The sequence below is a fragment of the Aeromonas enterica genome (assembly GCF_054052465.1).
The window spans coordinates 1-21382 of the sequence record NZ_JBSTYL010000022.1 but is presented as its reverse complement, the minus strand read 5'-3'; the positions used below and the strand labels follow the sequence as shown (position 1 = coordinate 21382).

Sequence of the window (21382 nt, the reverse complement as noted above, 5' to 3'; positions counted from 1 at the left end):
ATTTATGCTCCCTACAGATGGCTTGCCGCCGGTGCATCAACCAGCGGCACCAGAATACGGATAACATCGTCCAGCGTGTTCATATGCGCCAGATCGTCCTCCGTCAGCCCGGCAAGGCTGATCCCCGCCTCCTGACACAGCGACGTGATGAATAAGATTTTATTCAGCGATGTCAGGCCGTACGCATCGCGCATGTTAGCGCCGGCGTCCAGTTGCCCGCTCTCTGCGGGAGACGTCAGCACGGCGGCGAGCTTTTGTCGGGCAACGGTTTCCAGATTAACGGACATAATGACTCTCCTTAACGGTAGTATTCAGTTCATGTTGATAACGTTCAAATATTGCTTTGCGAATGGGTTTGTACTGAGAAGTCAGCAGGCCGTTATCAATGCTGAACGGCTGCCCTGCAATCACGAGGCGGCTGATAAACTCATCCTTTTCCGTCGCGGCGTTAACGCTTTCCAGCGCGGCATGAATCGCCGGAATATCGGCGGGAACGGACGCCGGTGAAACGACGGCGACCAGATCCGTTTGTTGTGGGCTGAAGATGACGCACTCCGCAATAACACCTGCATTACGCAGGCGGGCTTCGATCGGCTGTACGTCGATTTTTTTGCCGTTATCCAGGACGATGACGTTGTCCGAGCGGCCTTTGATATACAAAAAGCCGTCTGCGTCGATAAATCCCAGATCGCCGGTACGCACCCCGCCGTCCGGCGTAAAAATTTTCTCCGACGCCCCTTCCTGAGCGTAGAGATAGCGGGTATTGACCGGATAATCGCTGTAGACGACGACATTGCCGTTTTTATCGATCACCACCTTCTTCCCGTCGATCACCTGCCCGACGCTACCCGGACGGAAGGCGCCGGGGTGATTTTTCGTGACGATACACGTTTCATTCATCCCGTACCCTTCATAAAGCGGCAGATCCATACGCGGGTAGAAATCGAGCGTTGCGGCATCGGCGGGCGCGGATCCCGTCCATAAATAGCGGATACGTTCGCCGAACAGCGCGCGGGCATGGGTTTTCATCGCCGCGTCATCGCCACCCTGCCGGATAATGTGCTGGCGCGCGGTTTCAAAAAACGCAGGCACCCCCATCACCACGGTCGGCTGCCGCTGTGCCATGAAGACAAATGCCGACTGGTAATTACTCAGAACCACGTCATGGCCGTATTTGAGCGCCGAATAGATCCAATAGCGCTGCTGTAGCAGTGACAACGGCAAAAAGACAAAGAGGCTGTCGCCCGGAGCATGCGCGAACAGCCGCTGAACGCCGTGCAGCGAGGCGTCGATGCTGCCGACCGTGGCCGCCAGCCCTTTCGGCACGCCCGTGGAGCCGGAGGTAAATTTGATGGTGGTCGTCTCATCCGCCGCATAGTCAACGGCGGGCAGCTCTTCAGGATAAACGCCGGTAAACGCGTTGATCGATTTAATGTCGCAGATTGCCGGGTGAGCGGCATCGGCGTTTTTATCGGTAAACAGACACTTAAGCCGGTAGTCCTGCACCAGCGCCGGCGTCGCGGTGAACTTGCCGGGGTCAAACCCGGCGGTGCGCACCTTCAGGCGCAGTGCGGCCAGGTCAAGCAATACCCATTCAAGCCGGTTATCCGCCAGGATGCCGATGGTATCTCCGGCGCGAATGCCTTGCGCCAGCAAACCATTCGCGACCTGCCCCGCCATGCGGTACAGCTCACGCAATGAGATCGTTTTTTGTTCGCTCAGGGTTGCGATATACAGATTGCCGCCGGCCACCGGCAGTCGGTTCACAATCTCGTTAATGATGGAGAGCGTCATAGCTTTCCTCCGCGATCCGCAATTTGGTCCGCCATTGCCTGCACGGTGTTAAATTGATAAACGGATTCCAGCGGCATCGCCACGCCGAACGCCTTACGTACGGACGTCAGAATCCGCAAGGCTTTGAGGGAGTTGCCGCCCAGGCTGAAAAAGTCCTGCTCCACCCCGACGTTGTCGCAGGCCAGAATGTCCTGCCACAGCGCCTGCAACGTACGTTCGATATCACCGATGGCCTGCCGGGATCCGGCGCCTTCCGGCGCGTCGGCGATCAAGGGAAGCTGGGCCAGGGCCTTGCGATCGACTTTCTGATTACGGTTCAGGGGCAGGGCTTCGTGCCACACCAGGTGCGCCGGAATCATGTAGTCCGGCAGTAAATGCGCGACGCGTTGACGCAGTTCGGCCAGCACAGGCCGGGCGCCATCGGCGACCAGATGCGCGACCAGCACGTCGCCCCGCGCGTCTTTGGCGGCGACCACTGCGGCCAGGGCAATCTCAGGCAAGGCAGTAAGCACGTTCTCAACTTCTCCGGCTTCAATACGGTATCCGTTGATTTTTATCTGCAAGTCCACCCGGCCGAGAATGTCGATGTCCCCATTGGGTAAATAGCGCCCCAAATCGCCGGTGCGGAAACAACGCTGACCGCCGGTCGCATCGACAGGGTATCGCTCACGGGTTCTGGCCTCGTCATTCCAGTAGCCGCGGGTAATCCCGGCCCCGGCGGCATAGATTTCACCGGCTACCCAGTCAGGACATTCACCGCCCTGCGCGTTGCGCACCGAGCATTGGTTGTTGGCATTGGGGCGGCCGTAGGGAATATTTTCCCCATTGCAATCCTCAGCCGAAATCGGATGGCAAATGTTCCAGATGGTCGTTTCCGTCGGCCCGCCCAGTGACCAGTACGCAATATCAGGGCGGCGTGCCATCATGGCCGCCGGCAAATCCGGCGGAATACGATCGCCACTCATCATAATCAGGCGCAGGCTCTCCGCCAGCTCAGGCTGATAGTCAAACATCATCCGTACGATGGCCGGTACTGAGTTCCAGATACTGACGCGGTGCATCCGGCAAAGTGCCGCCCAGTGTTCCGCATCGGCGGCGCGATCCGCGTCCGGTATCACCAGCGCCGCACCGGCAGCCAGTGCGCCGAAAATATCCCAGACGGACAGATCGAAGTTGAACGCGCTGATGGCGAAAAAGCGATCTTCCGGACGGGCGCTGAAACGCCGCTGACAGTCGGCGACCAGGTTCACCACGTTGCGGTGCGTCACCATCACGCCTTTGGGATCGCCGGTCGTTCCGGAGGTATACAGCACGTAGGCAAGATCGTCCTGCGTCGCGGCAGCATCACGTGCGGGCAAGCCGAAAGTTTTCTGCGCAGGGGTGCGCAAGTCGAAACAGGGCAGCAATGCGGCAGCGTCAACGTTGGTCAGCACCACCCGAACGCCGCCGTCCTGCAACATATAGCGCCGACGGGCTTCGGGCAGGCCGGCGTCAATGGGCAGATAACAGGCGCCGGCCAGAACGATAGCCAGAATACCGACAATCTGCTCCGGCCCGCGGGTCGCGATGAGGCCGACCAGCTCGTTACGCTTTACCCCCTGACCGTGCAGCCACTGTGCGGCCTCCGCGGCGCGGTTCAATAGCTCGCCGTAACTGATTTGCCGCTCCGCCGTACAAATCGCCGCGGCGGCCGGGTTCCGGCGGGCCTGGGCCACGAAGGCGTCGCCGAGCAAGCCGGACGGGATTTCCGCTTCGGTCGCGTTGATCTGATCCCGTCGCTGGCGTTGTTCGGCAGGGAGCAGATCGAACGTTGCCCGCGCCCAGCTTTCCGGCTGGCAAAGCGAAAGCAGCATATGTTGAAAGCCTTCCGCCATCGCCGCCAGAAAGCCTGCCGGAAACGCCGACTCCACGCCGTCCAGCCGAATCACCAGTTGCCCCTGCTGTTCAAACAGGAAGGCGTCCAGCAACACCTGCGGCGTCTGGCTCAGCGTGTAAACCTCGCGACCGAGCAGCGTCAGCGCATCACCGTTCACCCCTTCCAGCGCGCCCAGCGTGCAGTTAAACGTGTACGGCATCAGCGCGTCTGCCAGCCCGCGCGTTTTCGCCAGTTCCCGCATGACATCGATACCGGAAAAATAGCGGTGATCAATATCCTGATGCAGTTGCGCCTGTAGGCGCTGCACGCGCCGGATAAACGGCAATCGGCGATCCAGATGGATCTCGGTCAGCATCGGAATGGAAAACGGCCCGATCGTGCTGAAAGCCCGCGGATGAATCGGGCGGCGTTCCGAGATCGTCACGTTGAGCGTGAAATCCTCCCCGGCGCCCCAGACGTACAGCGTTTCCGACCATGCGGCCATCAGCACGGCGGCGGGCGTCAGTTGCTGCGCTTTGACCTGCTGCTGCAACTGCTGCCAGCGGGCCGCATCCAGGGTGACGAGATGCTGCCGGAAGCGGGGCGCCCCTGTGGCGGGGCGGGGATTCTGCGCCAGCGCAGGCGCTTTCGGCAACGATTCCAGACGCCGCAGCCAGTAATCCCGCGAACGTTCGCTGACGGCGTGCTGTTTATCCTGCTCGCGGGCAGCGATGTGCCGGCGGAACGACAGATATTCGGTCTGCGGCTGCGGTGTTTGATAATGCTGGTGCCAGAGCCGGAACAGCAAAAACATGCTGATGCCGTCCACAATCATGCCGTCATGATTGACGTACAACACCATGCTTTCCGGCGACAGGATCACCACTTCCGCCTGCAACAGTGAAGCCTGCGGCGGCAGTACCTGATGGGACTTCTCTTCACGCAGCCGGGCTCGCATCTGACGCTGTTCCCCGTCGCTGAACCCCTGCCAGTCACGGCGGGCGATGCGGGGCAGTTCGCTGCTTTCATACTGCGCGTTATCGCCGGTCATCCGCAGGCGAAGCGCTGAATGCTCCTGTGCCACGCGCTGCAATGCCTGCTCCAGCCGTTCAATGTCCCAGACGCCTTCGATCTCATGGTAAACCTGATTGGCCACGCCCCCGCCCTCCGTGACCAAATCACGGCCGCGGTAATATGCCTGCTGCAGCGGAGTCAGCGGGAACTTATCCAGGCTCTCTTCCAGCCAGGCGAGCAACTGCGCCTTATTCGTACGGATATCCGCCACCAGCTGCGGCGGAATCGCGTTGGTCAGTCCTTCCAGTTTCAGGTTTTCACCCTGCCTGCTGATTCTGAGCCCAGCATCGGTGATTTGTTCCAGTAACGCACTGACGCTCATGCTGTAGCCCCCTGCCTCTGGCGTGCAATATGACCGGCGATCTCCCCCAGCGGCTGGTTCAGCAGTGTTTCCAGCGGAACATCGACCTGACATTCATGAAATAACTGATATTGCAGCGTCACGGTAATCAGTGAGGTCGCGCCCAGCTGCGACAGAACGTGCGCCGGATGCAGGCGAGTTTCAGGTAACAGAACGCCCAGCTTCTCCTCCAGCCACTGCCAATGGGCGTCGCCGCGTTGTGCCTGATCGGCCGGTTCCTGAGGAGCACGTTCTTGTGGATCACGCACTTGTGGATCAAAGAAGAACGGCGTTTCCTGCAACGTAATGCGGTTACCCGGCGTCACCAGCTGTGCCTGCTGCGGCCATGACTGCGCCGTCTCATTGCCGAGCGCCGCCGCTAGGCGGGTGGAGAAGCGCGGCATCAGCGGACGGGCAACGGTGGAGAGCAGATTCGCAGCTGCCAGCTCCAGCGCCACGGCGGTCCGGTATTCATCACGCCAGTGTGCGATACCCGCCAGTTGCTGCTGGCTGCGGGAAAACGCGCGCGTCTCGGTAACCAGCGCTTTCAGGTGACTGGCGGCACTGCGCAACGAAAACCCGTCGGGGTTCAGCGCATCGGTGATCGCCTGTAACAACCCGTTTAGCCGCGCCCAGAAGGCGACCTGCTCCTTGGTCCAGATACCGGCATCCGGCGCATTCCCCTGATAGATCGTGCCAACACGTTCACCCAGGTCGTGCAGCCAGGTCTGCCATTCGCCGAGCAGGGTACCGCGCACTTCCTCTTCCCATTGCGACAGACGGAAGTTGGTTCTCTCCTGCTCAGGGCGCGTCAGGCACAGGTAAAAGCGCACAGCATCCACGCTCTCCGGCGTCAGGATCTCTTTCCCCCACACGGCATGGCGACGGCTGGTCGAAAACTTTTTGCCATCGAGCAGATAAAATTCGTTGTAGTGATAATCGATATCCGGCTGCCATTCCGGATAAGCCAGGTGATACAGCGCCGGATAAAGGATGCTGTGGTAAAAACTGTTGTCGTAGCCAAAGAAATGCACGATCTTCCAGTCTTTACCGGGTTCATCCGCCGACCAGGGGCGATTGATTTTTTTACCCAGTTGCTCAATGTCATACAGGAAGCCATAGCTCATTTCCGGCCATACCCAGATAACCTGCCCCTCGCCTTCGGCTTCAGCCGGTGCGATCCCCCATTCGGAAGGATGAGACACCGGCACGGTGAATTCAGGACGGGAAAAGACCCGGTGAGCCAGTTCACGCATCCGGGCAGGCACCCGGCCAACTTTGTGATGCTCGGCGATCTGCTGCTCAAAGCGGTGCAACGGCAGGAGATAACGGGCGACCTGAGTGCGTTCAGGCGGAAGCTGGGAGCGTTTGGATAACGGCTGTGCCATGTCCGTGACGACGTTGGGTTCCCCGCACTCTTCACAGATGTTGCCGTTGGTACCGCCGCCACAACCGGGGCACTGGCCGGAAACGTCAACCTCATAAAGATATTTACCGCTCTGCGCGTCACGCAGGGCGGCGCTCTCGGCAAAAACCACCTTGTCTTCACCCAGCGTACGGCTGAAAAAGCGCTGGGCGCCCTGAATATAGCCGGGCGCATCATTGGTCACCGTGTAATGATCCGGCTCGATATCCATCATCTTCAGCGTTTGTAAAATCTCGCGGGAGAAATGCTGCGCCGCAGCGGCGGGCGTCGTGTTTTCACGTTCCGCCAGTGCGACGACATAGCTTTGATAATCATCGGAGCCGGTCATGTGCCACGCCGGATTGCCAATCATCCGCTGATAACGGACATAAACGTCGGCGCCCAGATACGGGCCCGACAAATGGCCGAGGTGCAAATCGCCGTTTGGCGTCGGCGGCGTGGAGAAAACAAACTGCGGACGCCGGGGATCCTGCCGTTCCCGGGAAGAGGCGAAATGCCGGGCGCTGTCGGCGTCGCGGCGGTACTGAAGGAAAAAGAGAATGTCTTTATCTCCCGTATTTTCCAGCACGTGCGACTCAAAAGGCGCGAACTGCGCCGCACAGCCCGCGCTCACCGGATGACGGTGGCCGTCCACGATCAATACGCCTTCCCCCGCGACGATCACGAACATTTCGGTTTCATCATGCTGATGACTGTCCGAACGCTCTCCGGGCCTGACCCGTCCCCAACCGGCAGGGAAATCCATACCGTCAATACTGCTGATATCAATACCGAACTGCTTTGACATACGTGTGGCATCGTAGCGATGAATGATCATATCCGGGCATCCTCAGAAAGCGGTTTGCGTTAAAAGGTGAATAACATCGGCGGCAATAGCGGGCGCCAGCCGGTAGCCGGAGCCATTGGCCCCGCCGGCAAAGATGAGGTGTTCATCCAGGCGGGTGATGACTGGCTCCCGCGACGGACTGTAAGCATCACAAAAAACCCGGCCATCCCTGATTTCCCCGGCGAGCGCCGGCGCATAACGGCGCAGCAGCTCACGCGCCGTCTCCAAATCACGGGCCTGCAGAGGCCCGGTCTCCCCCGGCAGGACATCCCACTCCTGGCAGGTATAGCTGAACAGCCAGTGCCCGCGGCTGTGGCACGGCACCAGAAAAGCATCTTCGTCATGGAAAATCGTCAGGGGCGCGCCGGGCTCCGGTTTGCTGGCAATATGGACGGCAACGATTTTTTTCACCCGGATACCCAGCCCGGCAATCTGCTCGCGCCACGCCGGCTCAGCCAGCCAGGGGCCCGGCGCCAGGATCACCTGACTGGCCGCCTGAACCGTGCCGTCACTGAGCGCCACGTCATAACCATCATGCCGGGGACGCAGCGCCGTCACCCTCAGCCCTTCACGCACAGCCACGGACGGGCGCAGCGCCGGCAGCCATTTTTGGATCAGGGCAAACACATCGGCATAATGTGCCCCCTTTCCCCGCAGCACGACCTGCTCATCATCCGGAGAAAGATGAATCCGGGGATTCATGCTTTCCGCCGGCGTAAACCCGGCGGCGGGAAGGTAATTACGGCACGTCTCTTCCCAATGCGCTTTTCCGGTTACCAGCTCCATGGGTAAAGAATAAAAAGGCGCCCCGTCATCGAGGAACGGTTGATAATAGTCATGGCTGAAACGGGACATTTCCCGCACGCGCTCACTGATCCCCCGGGGGAAATGAACGCCTGCGGAATAAAATGAACTTCCGGCACCGCACAGTTGCCTCTCGATAAGTGAAATATTTGCCCGCGGGTATTTTTTCACCACTTCACGGGCAATAACGGTGCCAATAATACCGCCACCGATAATAGCAATATCGTTTTTATTCATCATGATATATTAAGACTATATTAGAATATGATATTTAACGCGCCGTAATGATTTTCTTCTCCGGCATAACGTTATCCTTAATCTTATGCACGCCGTTATTATCAACGTCAGGCGACCAGTCAATAAATGAGGATATTTGCTGGCGCGGATACTCTCCGCACAGCCGCCCCATTATGCGCTGCGCCCGCCATGCATTCAGGCTCAGGTTGACGTCTGGCAACCCGCGCTGGCCGCGCACTGCGTTCTGCACGAAGATATTATTTTGGCGGGGACCATCCCATACGATCGCAAAGTCATCATCAATAACGAACTCGTCATTTTCATAATGAATTCGTTCTTTCAGAGCATTCAGGAAATTTTTCTCCGCCGGCGCATAACCGGTTGCCCAGATAATAATATCAGCCTCTATATGTTCTGCCTGTTCAACGTCCAGATGTTTATAATCAACCCGCCAACGTCCTGATGATGTCTGTACCACATTACTCACCGAACGGCTGGTCATTAAATCGAATTCAAGCTCACCAGGCGTAATAAACCGGAGGCAATAAAGCTTCTGATAAATTGCCCGTAACGTTGACTCGGAAATACCGTCGGACGTTAATATATTCTCACGGTTGGTTTTTTGACGCAGATGCAAAGGCAGCTTGCTGAAATACTCCGAATAGCAGGGCATATAAAAATCGTTGGTGAACGTCGAGTCATCGATCGGGAAAAAATTACGCCGCCGCGACAGCCAGGTAATACGCTCCGGTCGCTCGCTGGCCGGTTTCGACGACAGATCGAGAAATACCTCAGCCCCGGACTGGCCACCGCCGATAATAACCACCTGTTTCCCCGCGGTATTATGGTTTTTCTTCATATACTGGCTGACGTGGAACTGCGAATTACCCAGCAGCGGCGCCGCAAACTCCGGCACCCAGGGTTTGGTGCCTACGCCGACGGCAAGGTGATCGGCGGTAAGTTGGCGCTTGTCAGTTTCAATGTGGAATACACCATCAAAATCAATGTGTAGCACACGTTCGCCAAAGGATACGTTACGGTTTTTCTCCGCCGCCCAGGCCATGTAGTTACGAAACTCACGACGCGGGATCTCATCAAACTGCGCATTAAGAAAGTGGTAAATGCGCCCTTTCTCATGCAGATAAGACATAAAGGTAAACTTATTGGTCGGATCGGTCAGCGTACTCAGGTCCTTAAACAGTGAAACCTGCAACGTGGCGCCGTCGATCATTTGATCGTCATGCCAGGAAAAGGCGGCTTTCTGGTCAAGAAAAAGACTACTGATTTCTGGCTTATCGTGTAACAAAGAGGCCAGACTCAGATTTGCCGGTCCTGCCCCGATACCCAGCAGGGTATAATGAGAAGGTGCGCCGTTTAATGCCTGTTTCATAAATTCGCCCTTATATGTTTGAGATAATTCATCCGGGATAATGAATCCGGGATCGTTAACTACTCGATTGCCTCACTGGACGCCATTGACGTACCCGCTTCCGTTTTCAACGGCGCCGGGGCCGGTTCTTTGACGCCCACGCCGCAAACCAGGGCCGCAAAGACGGAACCCAGCGCAATGACGGGCCAAAAGGCCGTATCCAGCGACAGATAAAGCCAGCCGCCGATAACCGGCCCCAGCGCGATCCCCAGACTGAACATGAAATGAAAACTGCCCAGATAGTGGGACTTCAGATGCCCCGGGCCGGCGTTCGCCGGGAAAGCAAAGAAGGAAGGACCGGAGATGATTTCCCCCAACGACCAAATCAGCGTGCCGATGATCAGCGCCGCAGGCCCGATGGGAACGGCATAAAAAGCAACGCCCGCGCCAATCAGCGCAAAACCGAACGCCAGTACATAACGTTTGTTATACCCCTGGGTGAACTTGGTGATGAACAGCTCAAAGCAGATAACGATGATGCCGTTGAGTGATACCGCCAGGGTATACCAGAACAGTGCGATCCCTTTGTCTTCAACGTAGAGCGGCAGCGTGGTGATGTATTGCACGTAAACCGCGGAATGGCAGAAGGTCGCCAGTAAAAACAGGACGAAGCGCCGGTCGGCCAGCACGTCAAGGTAGCCACCCGCGGCCGTTTTATCCGCACCGGCCTGCTTACTGATTTCCCCGACTTCGTTTTTCCCTGGCAGGGTCAGCATCGCCAGTACGGCATACAGCGCCGCAATAATCGCCTCTCCCCAGAACAGCAGCGTAAAACTCTCTCCGCCCCAGTGATAAAGGGCATAGCCGATGAGCGGCGCCCCCGTCGCCCCGAGGTTCAGACCCAGGCGGTAAATGGCAAAAATCATCGTTTGCCGTTCCGGCGGCGTTTGCCATGACAGCAATGCCGCAGAGGCCGGGCGGAATAACTGGGCGCACAGGCTGGCCAGCGCCACGACGATCAGGATGGAGGTAAAGTGGTCAAGGTAGAGCAACGCCGCCGTCAGCACCGCAGTCGCCCCCATGCTGATCATGCTGGCAAGACGCGGCCCGAAGCGTTCGCTGATCGCGCCGCCGAGGAGCGCGCCGATAACGGCGCCGGTGCCGTACACGGCCAGGGCAATGATGGTTTGCTGATGCGAATAGCCGAGCGACACCAGATACAGCACGATAAAGATTTGCAGAAACCCGGACAACCGGTTGATCATCACGCCGAGTAAGACGACTTTTGATGACAGCGGGCTTTGCGAAAATGTTTCCAGTACGCCCGGCGCGGACGATGTATTAGTCATGATGCCCCTCGATATGCAACGTAATTTTTTCCCTGACCTGCTTTTCCAGCCGATCCAGCTCTTCCGCACTGCGCGCATCGATGAAGAAAACCACCGCGCGATCTTCCGAGGAGCGCAGCGCCTCCAGACGATCCCCGTGCTGTTTATGAACGAAAACCGCCCGCAATGCAGGCGCATCATCCCACCCGCCCGCCAGGACGGCAGGCCAGGGATCGTTGTCGTTCAGCCAAGCGATCTCCGCGCCCGGCCAGTCAATATGCACGTCCTTCAGTATTCCGGGGGTATGCTCCAGATACACCTGGCGGGCGATACGCCCGGGCGCGGGTAAAGCGGCTGGTTCGCCGAGCATGATGCGTAAAATGACCGGTTCGAGGGGTTGACCGTACGCCAGGTTATAAAGCGGTAAAATGCCGTCACCCGGCGTCCGCGAAGCGATTTCCATCAACCAGGGACGGCCGTTGGCGTCTACGCGCCATTCGGCATGCGCGATGCCGTCACCGAAGTCCAGCGCCGTCAGAACCTGTTGCGTCGCCTCCAGCAGCAGCGCGCTGTTTTGATCGGGGTTAGGCACCGTATGCGCCAGCTCCACAAAGGTGTTCGAGTGAGTGTCCGTCGTCACCTTATGGGTTGCAGAAGCGAATATCACCACGCCGTTTTGCGACAGGGTTTCTACCGAATACTCCTGCCCCACGATTTTCTGTTCCAGCAACAGCGTTTCATGGGCGGGGTAATCCGCCAGTGCGCGGCTGGCCTGCTGCGGCGAATCGACGCTGATGACACCGGAAGAGGAGTGACGGGTAGCCGGTTTAATGATCAGCGGATAAGCGAGCCCTTCCGTGCTGATGCGGTGGCGCTGCTCTGGCGGCACCATCACTGAATCCGGACTGAACGCGTTAAGATAAAAACGCTGGAGATATTTGCTGCGGCAGGTACGCGTGGCGCGCAACCCCGGAGAGCGGATGCCTAGGGCATCAGCTATAATGCCGGTCGGTTCCACCAGGGTCTCTCCCACCGCAAAAGCACCCACAATCTGATAGTGCGTACGCCACTGCTGTATGGCGGCAACAACGCTGGGATTAAACGATGCCTCTCTGTCCAGCGAGCCCTCGGCATACGCCACGTCGGTAATCCGCGAGACGGGGCTGTCCGGATTGCTGCGGGCTTCTTCCACCTGCCGGCGGTAACTTTCCGGCGTTAAAACCAAAATAGCCAGCCCGCGTTCAGCAAGCTGCGTCAGATAAAGCGAATTACGGCAAATAACCCAAAAAGCACCGGTTAAAACAAAAGCTTCAGGCAGCGGCGTTTTAGTGTTCATCCAGGGACCTCAGTTAATCTCGGAGAGTGAGAATTCGGGAATGCGGGCATTACCTGAAGGCAAGTAACGACGCTTATGCAAACGCTGATGCCAGTCCGGCATATGCGCATCCAGCGCGGAAACCATGCCGTGCGTAATAGCGCGGGCAACCGCGGCGCCCGGGCAGCGATGCCGGCCGCCGCTGAAAGAGAAATACGCCTGCGTATTGCGCTGAGGCTGGAAAACATCAGACTGTGCAAACCGGGCAGGATCGCGGTTTGCCGCCGCCAGCAGCAGCAATATCGTGTCATCCGGCGCGATCCACTGACCGAGCAGCGTCACCTCATGCGCGGCGAAACGGCGGGTATTTTGTATCGGCGAGGTGTAACGCGCGGTTTCATCAATAAAAGCGTCGGCCGGCCCGCGCTGCCAGAGATCCGGGTAACGCTGCGCGGTCAGCAGCGTGTTGCCCGCCAGGCTGGCCGTGGCATCAAAGGTTTGCGACAAGAAACCGACGGCATTCGCGATCAGCGGCGCTCGTTGAGACCAGCCTTCTTCGTCGGCGCATCGCAGCAGCTCCGTCAGCAGAGAACTCTGAGGCGCCTGCGCGATCTGCGCGGAAAATCGTTCCAGCAACGACGTTGCCGCAAGGCTGGCGCGTTGCTGATGCTCAGGACCGGCGGCGGCAGGAATGCACAACACAAATTCCGCAATGAGCGCCACAACCTCCGGCACGTCCCGCGGCAGAAATCCGCACAGCGTAGCAACGACGGCTGCCGGCACGGAAAACATCCAGCGGTTAATCTCCTCGCCGTCGCTCAGCGCCTGCTGCGCCAGTTGCCGGGCCAGCTGGCTCACGTGCACGGCATCTACCGTGGAAAACGCACGGATAATGACGGCCTTAAGCTGCTGCTGATACTCACCTTCACGCATACGCACCAGCTGGCCAAAGACATCACCGGCCGGCTGACCGACAAGACCCGGAGGGACAGGCTGCGACACCGGGCGTACCTGCAACACCGGGCTGCTGAGCACCGCGTCCGTTGATGCGGCGTCGCTCACCACCCACAGCTTAAGGTCGCTGTCAAAATAGACCGGGGTCTCGCGGGTCAGCCGGGCGTAATATTCCCAGGGCGAGTCATGCTGGATCGCGCTGAGCGGGTTAAGTAAATCACTCACGATAAATCCTCCCGGTTCATAACCCGCAGGGTATCCAGGGCAGAAGCAATATTCATCAGCAAGGCTTCGGACGCGCCTTCATAAATGCGCAGCGGGCGAATCTGCCGATACAGCCGCTCCAGTTGACTGCCCGCCACGATGCCCGCTGCCCCGAGCAGCTGCAGCGCGTCATCAACGATTTTGCAGGCTTGCTCACAGGCGAAATATTTCGCGGCGGCGGACTCCCGCGCAAACGGCCGGCCATCGTCATGCTGCCAGGCGGCTCTGGCCGTCAGCAGGGAAGCGGCAGAAAGCGAAACCTCCATTTTGGCCAGCGTGGCCTGGGTCAGTTGCAGATCCAGCAGGCGTCCGCGATAAATTTTGCGCTGCGCGGCATGCCGCAGTGCGATATCCGCCGCACGCCGGGCAAACCCGATTGCGGCGCTGGCGACCGTCATGCGAAAACGATCGAGGATATCCAGCGCGATGATGAATCCTTGCCCCGGTTGCCCCAGCAGGCTCTCCGGCGAAACCCGGACATTGTCGAAACGCAGGTGCGACCATGACCGGGGAGCAACGGCGTCCAGCGGACGGGCGCTGACGCCGCCGGCAACGGCATCGACGATAAACGCACTCAGCCCCAGCGGACCCGGCCCTTCACCGGTGCGGGCGATCACGATGATGTCGCTGGCGATATCTCCCAGGGCAATCCACGCTTTCTCTCCGTTCAGCAGCCAGCCGCCCTCGCAGCGCTGCGCCTCCAGGGTCAGCGCGGCAATGTCAGTCCCCGCCTGTAATTCGGACAACGCGAATGCGGCGATACGCTCTCCGCGCGCCAGTGCAGGTAAATAGTCGCTGCGTTGCGCGTCGTTGCCGTAGCGCTGAATCACGCTGGCGCTCAGGGATTGAATCGACCAGGAAAAATCAAGCAGATCATCAAAATAGGCCAGCGTCTGCCGGGATAAACACATTCTGCGCGCATCGTTCGGCACCGGCAGATCGGGCGTATTCAGGTGATCAAGCCACCCTCCCTGCCCCAGCAGATGCAGCATCTGACGGCTCTGCTCTGCCACCGGTTGGTGGCGTAATGACAGCAATGTTTCACGCTGCTGCTGACACCACCGGTCCAGTTCATGCACGTATTGTTGGTGCCCCGGCGTGAAAAAAGGCAGCGACAGCAGCGTCAGGTCGTGGCTAATACATTGACTCACAAGGCATCCTTACATAAATAGTCATAAGACAATTAGATCAGTACTTCGCTGTATGTGTTCGCAGCGGCGGATACGTTATTTTTCAGGTCGGTTTCCAGGAACCACGCAAAAGAGGCATAGCCCTGCCATATGCGGCGCCAGCGTTGCTGACGTTCGTCCGGCGTCATATTCGGCGGCAGGTCTTCCATGTAGGCAATAATCAAATCAACGGATTGCCGGGCGTGTCCGGCGGAAAAGTTGTCGATGGTGAGGTGGGCTTCCTCGTAAATGGTGTCGAAGCCGTAGCGGCGCAGCTTCTGAATCTCGTGCATGCGCATTTCGCCCAGCCCCAGCATTTCAATCCCCAGGTTATAGCCCAGCAGTTCTTCATAAAATGAATCCGGGAACAGAGACATACCCAGTTGGTGCAGGGAGAAGTCATAGATATCCGGTAATTCCTGCTGGTGGCAGAATTCAGGGTCGCGGATGTGCGCAAGCATAATCCCCATGCTGTGCAGGACACGCAGGATCAACGTAATATGGTTTTTCTCCACGTCGCCGCGCCCCATTTCATCCGCATAAATGGCCAGCATCATGCCGTCGCTGCGGCGATGGCTGCGCAATACGCTGCCGAAACGATGGGCCCAGGCACCGTCAATCATGCTTCCCAGTGCCATCAGTTTCTGATTGAAAATCACGCTTTCACGATCGGGAATGGTCGTCAGCCGCTCCAGCGGGTTCACCAGTTTTTGCCAGTAAATCGCGTCCGTCCGCGCCCGCAGGGCTTCAGGGCTGTAACCGAACTCGCTGGCGTCGGTGTAACGCCCCTGCTGACCACAGGTAAACAACACCTGAGCCTGTTGCAGCGTGTCCGTCACCCGTTGTTTGATCGCCGCCAGGTGGCTGGCGTAGTGCTCAATGTTCACCAGGCGATAAAACAGCGTGCGGGCTTCCGGCAACGATGGCGTTTCAAGAATAAGCAGTGAATCAATGCGGGTACAACGATAGCGATCGCGCCAGATGGCTGTCTGCGCGTCTCCCGGTTCCCGGAAGCAGCTCAGCGTAATTTCGCGTTCGTGCCGTTGGGCATCAGCAATCCAGGACGCCATGATTTCAGCCTCACGCTGGCTGAAAATACCGAACATGGCACCGCCGAAGCGGATGGCCTGCATGAAACGGCAGCCCTCCGGCTTTGCGTCCTTTTGCCGTAAATACGGTGAGCGTTTAAAGGCGGTTAAAAACGCCGTTATCGCGGCGGCGTCATCGACGCTCCATTGGCTCAGCGCTTTTTGCTCCAGCATCACCAGTTGGTGCTGTTTCCCCGCAAAAGGAAAATGGCGCACTATGATTTCAGCCATGCGATCATCCGGCGTTCGGGCCGCAAGCTGTTCCTGCTGCGTCAGCAGCATGCCGGCATGGCTCAGCTCCAGCTCCGTCGCCAGGGCGGCCGCCCGATAAAACCGTTGCAGATCCTCCCTGCCCCCTGCGGAGTAATTACAGGCGCTCAGCCAACCGTCCAGCAGCGTCGTGCACTGTGCGGCCGTCAGCGACGGCGGCATTTCCAGCAGCGCATCGTCAAAACCAAGCGCGTAATAAGCAAAATGGATACCGGCGACTTCCGGCAGGTAGCTGGCGGGCAGGCGGGAAAAAGCCAGCCAAAATACGGCCTGCCAGAGCGTCAGCGCATTGCTGTGCAACTGCGCCGGTGCACCGGGTGCGCCGACAAAAGGAAGAGTGATCCCTGTTGCGGCAAAGCGGCGCTGGCGCTGTTGTTGCTGGCTGAAGCTGATTTCGCCACAGCCTTTCAGCGTAAAGCGATGGGCGTTCAGCAGGTTTACGACACCAGCAGGCTCGGTGGCGGGCTGGGACACCCGGTCCAGCCAGCATCCGGCCAGCATTGAAAGCAATGCCCGTTGCTTCAGCAGGATAGCGCGCTCTTCGCCATCAGACTGGAGCAGCATGGCCGCAGACTGTGCCAGCGTCGTCTTCGCCCGGGCGATATACGCCTCAAATGCGGCGCGATCCCACGCCGACGACGGCTGCGGCGCGCTCAGGAATGTCTGGATCAGCTGTAAGGCCAAAAGTTGCTGTGTTTCGCTTTCAATATCGCTGACCAGGCAGCGGTAAATTTCGTGTACGTCCGCGTTGTCGCGCAGCACGATCAGCGCCGCGTGGGCGTCAGGCGAAAAATGAAATTTTTCATCGGGCAGCGATGTGGTGTTATCGGTGAATGAGAAAGACATCAGACGCTTCCTTTTCGCAGTAACAGTGAGGCTCTGGCGCCGGGAATGCTGACCGCCAACTGGTATAATGCGGTGTCGCTCACGGCCCCGTTATTCCGGGCATCGATAAAATTGATCAGCGGATCGGCGGCAAAGCAATGTCCGAAACGCGGGATATTGTCGGTATAAAGCTGCGTCTGCTGATAACCCGCCTGCATTTCATTCAGCTGACACAGGGGAAGATAAACGTTGCTGTGAAACAGACGGATGATATCACCGAGCGTGATGCCCGCAGACGAAAACAGGTCCTGATTGACCGCCCGTACCAGCCCGGCTGAAAGCCCCTGATGCAGTTGGCTGAGATCCTGCCGCCCGCCGCCGGCAAGCAGCGTATCCCCCTGCGGCGCATCATCAGCATGGCAAATCAGGCAACTAGCGGCGCCATCAGAGAAAAGCGCAAAGTTCTCCATCCGCTGCCGTTCATCGCTGATAGCGTCGCTGGTGACGACCAGCGCCCGCCTTGCCTGACCGCTGTGAATCAGGCCGCTGGCCAGATGGATCCCTTTGAGCAAATTCGTGCAGCGCCCGAGCGACACGCCGGTGATCGCCGACTGCTCCAGTTGCAGCTGACCGGCGAACTCGCGTAAAAAATGCTGATGCGCCTCCGTGCCGCTTGGTAATGAAGAGCTGCACACGATCGTCGTGTCGATATCCTGCCCCGCGTAACCGGCTTCGGCGAGCGTCATCCGGGACGTCCTGATTGCCATATCCGTGACGGAGCCCGTTGTTTTGTAGATTTCCCCCCAGCCCCACAGGCCTGCCTGCAACGGCATGGAAAACTGTTTTGCCCGCGCCTGAAGATCCTCAAGTTCATGCCAAGCAAGCTTTTGCTCACCCAACACATACTGCGCAGCCAGTAGCTTGCTTTGCGAAGCTGCACTCAGCACGGGAGATCTCCGTTCTCAAGCAGCTTAGCCACATCAAAATAGCCGACGGCGTGATCGAGGAAGTGGCAGGTCCCGTGCTGCTGTAACTCCCGGAGCCCGGCAACGAACCCGCCCAGGGCAGCGCGGGACAGCGCCGAGCCCAGGCTGACACGGGTGACGCCCAGCGCAAACAGCTCCGAAACGGACAAACGATTGCCCGCGCCCAGAAGCGCATTTACCGGAGCGTCAACGGCCGCGCATAGCGTTCTGATAGCGTCGGCGTCCGGCAATGCCGGCGCGTAAAGCACGTCGGCACCGGCATCACGGTATGCTTTTAGTCTTGCGATCGTGTCCTTCAGGTCGCAGACGCCATAAAGATAGTTTTCCGCCCGTGCGGTAACGGTGAAGGGAAAGGGCAGACGCTTTGCCGCAGCGACCGCCGCTGCTACACGGGCCACCGACGCGTCAAAATCCCGGATCGGATTTGCCGGATCGCTGCTGTAATCTTCGATCGATCCCCCGACGGCGCCGCTTTCTGCGGCGGCTCGGATGGTCTGCATAATGGCGTCAGCGTCGTCACCGAAGCCATCTTCCAGATCGACAGACACGGGAAGCTGCGTCACGCCAACCAGTGCCCGGGTATTTTCCAGCGTTTCTTCAAGCGTTACGGACTGTGCGCGATCCAGCTTACCCAGTGAGAACGCCAACCCGGCGCTGGTCGTCCCGATAGCCTTAAACCCGGCGTTTTGCATCAAAATCGCAGTTCCGCGATCCCAGGGATTCGGCATGACAAAAGGCGTCCCGTCGGTATGTAATTTTTTGAATCGTTCAGCCTTTTCGTATTGGTTCAAATTGTCAGGTTGCGTATTCGCCGTAAACATAAATAACCTCAGCAAACGTACACTTATATAAATATGGAGTTATCGTCGATTTTTTTCCGGCTTTCCCGCACCATCTCACCGATGGCGTTAATCATAATTTCCGGATGATCGTTAAAATAAAAATGATTCCCGGGCACCTGCCTAGCCCCGAGAAAATACTGCGTGTGTGACTGCCATTTCATCAGGCTGCCGACCGGAACATGCGCATCCTGTTCACCGACGATAACCATCACGGGCGCGCTCACCGGCGCAGAATATTGATAGCGGTATCTGGCAATAAGCTGGAAATCACGTTTTAATTTTTCGGCAACAATGTCATTCAGAAACGGATTGAGCATGAGACTTTCATCAATGCCGTTGAAATAAGCCATTTCCTGAATAAACGCTTCATTATCCATTTCAGCCATACGGATAATGCGTGGTGAAGGTATTTCAGTCGGGCTCAGGCTGGCGGAAAGCAATAATCCGGCGGGAGGTATCCGCAGCTTTTTAGCAACCTCCCAGGCAAGTATTGCCCCCATGCTGTGACCGAAAAGGTAAAACGTCTTATCGCCTTCCCGTTCGATAGCGGCGGCAATATCTTCCGTCAACAGATTAATGTCGGTCGGGTACGCTTCGCCGTAGCGGCGTCCGGTTCCGGGCAACGTTACGGCCTTCATGAGCAGCTCGTCCGACAATCCGGACTGCCAGCGAAGGTAATCCTCTGCATTACCTCCTGCGTGGGCAAGTAAATAGAGTACCGAATCATTAATCCGTGCTTCTCTGCCCTCAACAAACCAACGGCCCTGACCAGACCTGTGATTCATTTTTGCAGTAACTTCAATTGCAGACACATCTAACCTCTCCAGACATATCCATACAAATGCAAAAAAACAACACATTTAACGTCTCATTTACGTCTGGCAATCATATCGTTTCCCTGTAAGGGAGAGGCATGAGGATTTAACTGATGTTATGACAAAAAAAACCTTAGCAATTGAATAAATTCTTATATATCAATGGTGATGCCTGAATCACCCCTACTTTCCTAGACACCTCAAGAGCCTCAATGGACTGACCCCGCCCCAGTAGACGATCCTGCCTTAAAGTTTGAGCATAGGAGAAGCGTATGGGTACACCACGATTTACACCTGAATTTAAAGAAGAAGCCGTGCGTCAGATGACTGAGCACGATTATTCCGTTGCAGAGGTCTCCGATCTGCTGGGCGTTTCTGCGCACAGTCTCTACAAATGGCTGAGAGCTATCAAACCGGATAAGAGCGAGCAGCATGCCCGTGATTTACTGGAAGCAAAAGCGAGATCCTGAAGCTACGGGCGCATCTGAAGCGCATAGAAGAAGAGCGGGATATTTTGAAAAAGGCCGCGCGGTACTTTGCAAGGGAGCCCGACTGAAGTACCGCTTTATCAATGATCACCGCTCTGTATGGGGTGTCATGACGATGTGTCGGATATTAAATGTCGCTCGGGCCGGGTTTTATGTATGGCTGCGTAATCCTGTCAGTACACGCGATAAAGACAATGAGCGTTTGCTGGCACTCATTTACGATTCGTATGCGCTAAGCGGCGGCGTATATGGCTATCGACGAGTTCATGGTGATCTCTGTGAAATCGGAGAAACCTGCAGTAAAAATCGGGTGGGACGTGTCATGCAACTGAATCGGATAAAAGCTGTTTGCGGATAACCGAGTATCTGATGGGGTATTACAGCGCTATCAGACCCCATCAATACAACGGGGGCTTAACCCCCAACGAATCTGAGCGCCTCTACTGGTTTGCTCATAAAACCGTGGCCAGTTTTGCTTGACCACTACAGCCCAAGGTTTATCTTCGAAAGAGATCCAGCGCTGTTTGAAACGCTACATCGTCAGGGAACTATACCCTTTGATCTTGGCCGATTTAGCTGATTCGGCGCGAGCTTGTTGACATAGGAGCGTCAATGCGGTGGCCGAATCGTGCTTCAGCTCGCTGAAAAAAGAGCGCATCAGAAAACGGATCTACAAAAACTACGATCTGGCCCGCGCCGATATCTTCGATTACATTGAAGCGTTCTATAACAGAGTCCGACGCCACAGCCACCTTGGCGGCGTCAGTCCGGAGGCCTTCGAACAGGCCTCGTCGTGAGGACAGGATGTGTCTACCGTCGTGGGGTCAGTCCACCAGTGATGACTGGGGTAGCTACGCCAGAGAAGTCCCCCGCAAGATATATCTAACCAGGAAAATTTTCAGGCAACGTATCGAGTGTAACAACCTGACACTCAGAATACGTCTCAAACTATTGGCTCGTAAAACCATCTGCCTCTCTCGTGCTGTTGAGCTCCACGAGAAGGTCATCGGCGCCTTTATCGAAAGGCGCCATTTCAACCGATTGGAGGCATCACCTCGATTTTGTTAGTGTGTATGGAGATGGTATTCACCTGACAGTTGCCCACAAAAGGGAGTGGTCATACGGCTTCAAACCGGATAACAAAACGGTACCCCTACCGTGTTATCTGGAGTCACCGTATGACCACCAACGAGAAAGTAGCACGTCGCAAACTCAGCCTGCTAGAGCTCGCCAAAGAGCTCAATAATGTCAGCAAAGCCTGCAAGCTCATCGGCTACAGCCGTCAGCAGTTCTACGAAATCCGCCGTAATTAT

The 21382-nt window shown here is 57.4% G+C and carries 14 protein-coding genes and 5 pseudogenes; 5 read left to right on the top strand and 14 right to left on the bottom strand.

The window, feature by feature from the left end; all coding sequences use genetic code 11:
- Window positions 1-11 precede the first annotated feature (11 nt).
- Genes ACW5XD_RS18865 through ACW5XD_RS18800 form a run of 14 tightly spaced genes read right to left on the bottom strand, consistent with a single transcriptional unit; the run spans window position 12 to window position 19578 of the window.
- Window positions 12-287: a hypothetical protein gene (locus ACW5XD_RS18865; protein WP_456496203.1), complete on the bottom strand. Its 276-nt coding sequence runs from the start codon at window positions 285-287 to the stop codon at window positions 12-14.
- A complete protein-coding gene (locus ACW5XD_RS18860; RefSeq protein WP_456496202.1) occupies window positions 277-1794 on the bottom strand; it encodes an AMP-binding protein in 1518 nt (505 codons plus the stop codon). Before ACW5XD_RS18860 ends, ACW5XD_RS18865 begins: the two co-directional genes overlap by 11 nt.
- A complete protein-coding gene (locus tag ACW5XD_RS18855; RefSeq protein ID WP_456496201.1) occupies window positions 1791-5045 on the bottom strand; it encodes a non-ribosomal peptide synthetase in 3255 nt (1084 codons plus the stop codon). The genes ACW5XD_RS18860 and ACW5XD_RS18855 overlap by 4 nt, the downstream gene beginning before the upstream one ends.
- Entirely contained in the window at window positions 5042-7306 is a 2265-nt protein-coding gene (locus tag ACW5XD_RS18850) for a class I tRNA ligase family protein (RefSeq protein ID WP_456496200.1), read from the bottom strand. The genes ACW5XD_RS18855 and ACW5XD_RS18850 overlap by 4 nt, the downstream gene beginning before the upstream one ends.
- A gap of 12 nt (window positions 7307-7318) precedes the next feature.
- On the bottom strand, window positions 7319-8359 hold the full coding sequence (locus ACW5XD_RS18845) for an NAD(P)/FAD-dependent oxidoreductase (RefSeq protein ID WP_456496199.1): 1041 nt from the start codon (window positions 8357-8359) through the stop codon (window positions 7319-7321).
- 31 nt (window positions 8360-8390) lie between these two features.
- The gene (locus tag ACW5XD_RS18840) at window positions 8391-9746 is read right to left on the bottom strand and encodes a lysine N(6)-hydroxylase/L-ornithine N(5)-oxygenase family protein (protein ID WP_456496198.1); all 1356 of its coding nucleotides are present in this window, start codon (window positions 9744-9746) and stop codon (window positions 8391-8393) included.
- Between the two features lie 59 nt (window positions 9747-9805).
- The gene (locus ACW5XD_RS18835; RefSeq protein WP_456496197.1) at window positions 9806-11074 is read right to left on the bottom strand and encodes an MFS transporter; all 1269 of its coding nucleotides are present in this window, start codon (window positions 11072-11074) and stop codon (window positions 9806-9808) included.
- Window positions 11067-12389 (bottom strand): ATP-grasp domain-containing protein, encoded by a 1323-nt coding sequence (locus ACW5XD_RS18830; RefSeq protein ID WP_456496196.1) that lies wholly within the window; start codon window positions 12387-12389, stop codon window positions 11067-11069. The genes ACW5XD_RS18835 and ACW5XD_RS18830 overlap by 8 nt, the downstream gene beginning before the upstream one ends.
- Window positions 12390-12398: 9 nt before the next feature.
- Window positions 12399-13547, bottom strand: coding sequence for a cytochrome P450 (locus tag ACW5XD_RS18825; protein WP_456496195.1), 1149 nt, complete (start codon window positions 13545-13547; stop codon window positions 12399-12401).
- On the bottom strand, window positions 13544-14737 hold the full coding sequence (locus ACW5XD_RS18820; RefSeq protein WP_456496194.1) for an acyl-CoA dehydrogenase family protein: 1194 nt from the start codon (window positions 14735-14737) through the stop codon (window positions 13544-13546). Before ACW5XD_RS18820 ends, ACW5XD_RS18825 begins: the two co-directional genes overlap by 4 nt.
- Before the next feature lie 32 nt (window positions 14738-14769).
- Window positions 14770-16959, bottom strand: coding sequence for an iron-containing redox enzyme family protein (locus ACW5XD_RS18815; protein ID WP_456496193.1), 2190 nt, complete (start codon window positions 16957-16959; stop codon window positions 14770-14772).
- Complete coding sequence (locus ACW5XD_RS18810; RefSeq protein ID WP_456496192.1) at window positions 16959-17885, bottom strand: hypothetical protein; 927 nt, start codon at window positions 17883-17885, stop codon at window positions 16959-16961. Before ACW5XD_RS18810 ends, ACW5XD_RS18815 begins: the two co-directional genes overlap by 1 nt.
- Window positions 17879-18745 carry an isocitrate lyase/PEP mutase family protein gene (locus ACW5XD_RS18805; protein ID WP_456496191.1) on the bottom strand — a complete coding sequence of 289 codons (867 nt, stop codon included), beginning with the start codon at window positions 18743-18745 and terminating at the stop codon, window positions 17879-17881. Before ACW5XD_RS18805 ends, ACW5XD_RS18810 begins: the two co-directional genes overlap by 7 nt.
- Before the next feature lie 23 nt (window positions 18746-18768).
- The gene (locus tag ACW5XD_RS18800) at window positions 18769-19578 is read right to left on the bottom strand and encodes a thioesterase II family protein (RefSeq protein ID WP_456496190.1); all 810 of its coding nucleotides are present in this window, start codon (window positions 19576-19578) and stop codon (window positions 18769-18771) included.
- 275 nt (window positions 19579-19853) lie between these two features.
- Here ACW5XD_RS18800 and ACW5XD_RS18795 point away from each other — a divergent pair.
- From ACW5XD_RS18795 to ACW5XD_RS18775, 5 pseudogenes are all read left to right on the top strand, one after another.
- Window positions 19854-20423 (top strand): annotated as a pseudogene (locus ACW5XD_RS18795) (transposase); the annotation flags it as partial.
- Window positions 20424-20549: pseudogene (locus ACW5XD_RS18790) on the top strand (IS3 family transposase); the annotation flags it as partial. It lies immediately after the preceding pseudogene.
- A gap of 131 nt (window positions 20550-20680) precedes the next feature.
- Window positions 20681-20866: pseudogene (locus ACW5XD_RS18785) on the top strand (IS3 family transposase); the annotation flags it as partial.
- Window positions 20867-20891: 25 nt separating this feature from the next.
- Window positions 20892-21137, top strand: a pseudogene (locus ACW5XD_RS18780) (IS1 family transposase); the annotation flags it as partial.
- 110 nt (window positions 21138-21247) lie between these two features.
- Window positions 21248-21382 (top strand): annotated as a pseudogene (locus ACW5XD_RS18775) (IS481 family transposase); the annotation flags it as partial.

Coding starts and splice junctions, on each gene's coding strand:
- ACW5XD_RS18865 (WP_456496203.1), bottom strand. CDS start 287: ATGTCCGTTAATCTGGAAACCGTTGCCCGACAAAAGCTCGCCGCCGTG.
- ACW5XD_RS18860 (WP_456496202.1), bottom strand. CDS start 1,794: ATGACGCTCTCCATCATTAACGAGATTGTGAACCGACTGCCGGTGGCC.
- ACW5XD_RS18855 (WP_456496201.1), bottom strand. CDS start 5,045: ATGAGCGTCAGTGCGTTACTGGAACAAATCACCGATGCTGGGCTCAGA.
- ACW5XD_RS18850 (WP_456496200.1), bottom strand. CDS start 7,306: ATGATCATTCATCGCTACGATGCCACACGTATGTCAAAGCAGTTCGGT.
- ACW5XD_RS18845 (WP_456496199.1), bottom strand. CDS start 8,359: ATGATGAATAAAAACGATATTGCTATTATCGGTGGCGGTATTATTGGC.
- ACW5XD_RS18840 (WP_456496198.1), bottom strand. CDS start 9,746: ATGAAACAGGCATTAAACGGCGCACCTTCTCATTATACCCTGCTGGGT.
- ACW5XD_RS18835 (WP_456496197.1), bottom strand. CDS start 11,074: ATGACTAATACATCGTCCGCGCCGGGCGTACTGGAAACATTTTCGCAA.
- ACW5XD_RS18830 (WP_456496196.1), bottom strand. CDS start 12,389: ATGAACACTAAAACGCCGCTGCCTGAAGCTTTTGTTTTAACCGGTGCT.
- ACW5XD_RS18815 (WP_456496193.1), bottom strand. CDS start 16,959: ATGTCTTTCTCATTCACCGATAACACCACATCGCTGCCCGATGAAAAA.
- ACW5XD_RS18805 (WP_456496191.1), bottom strand. CDS start 18,745: ATGTTTACGGCGAATACGCAACCTGACAATTTGAACCAATACGAAAAG.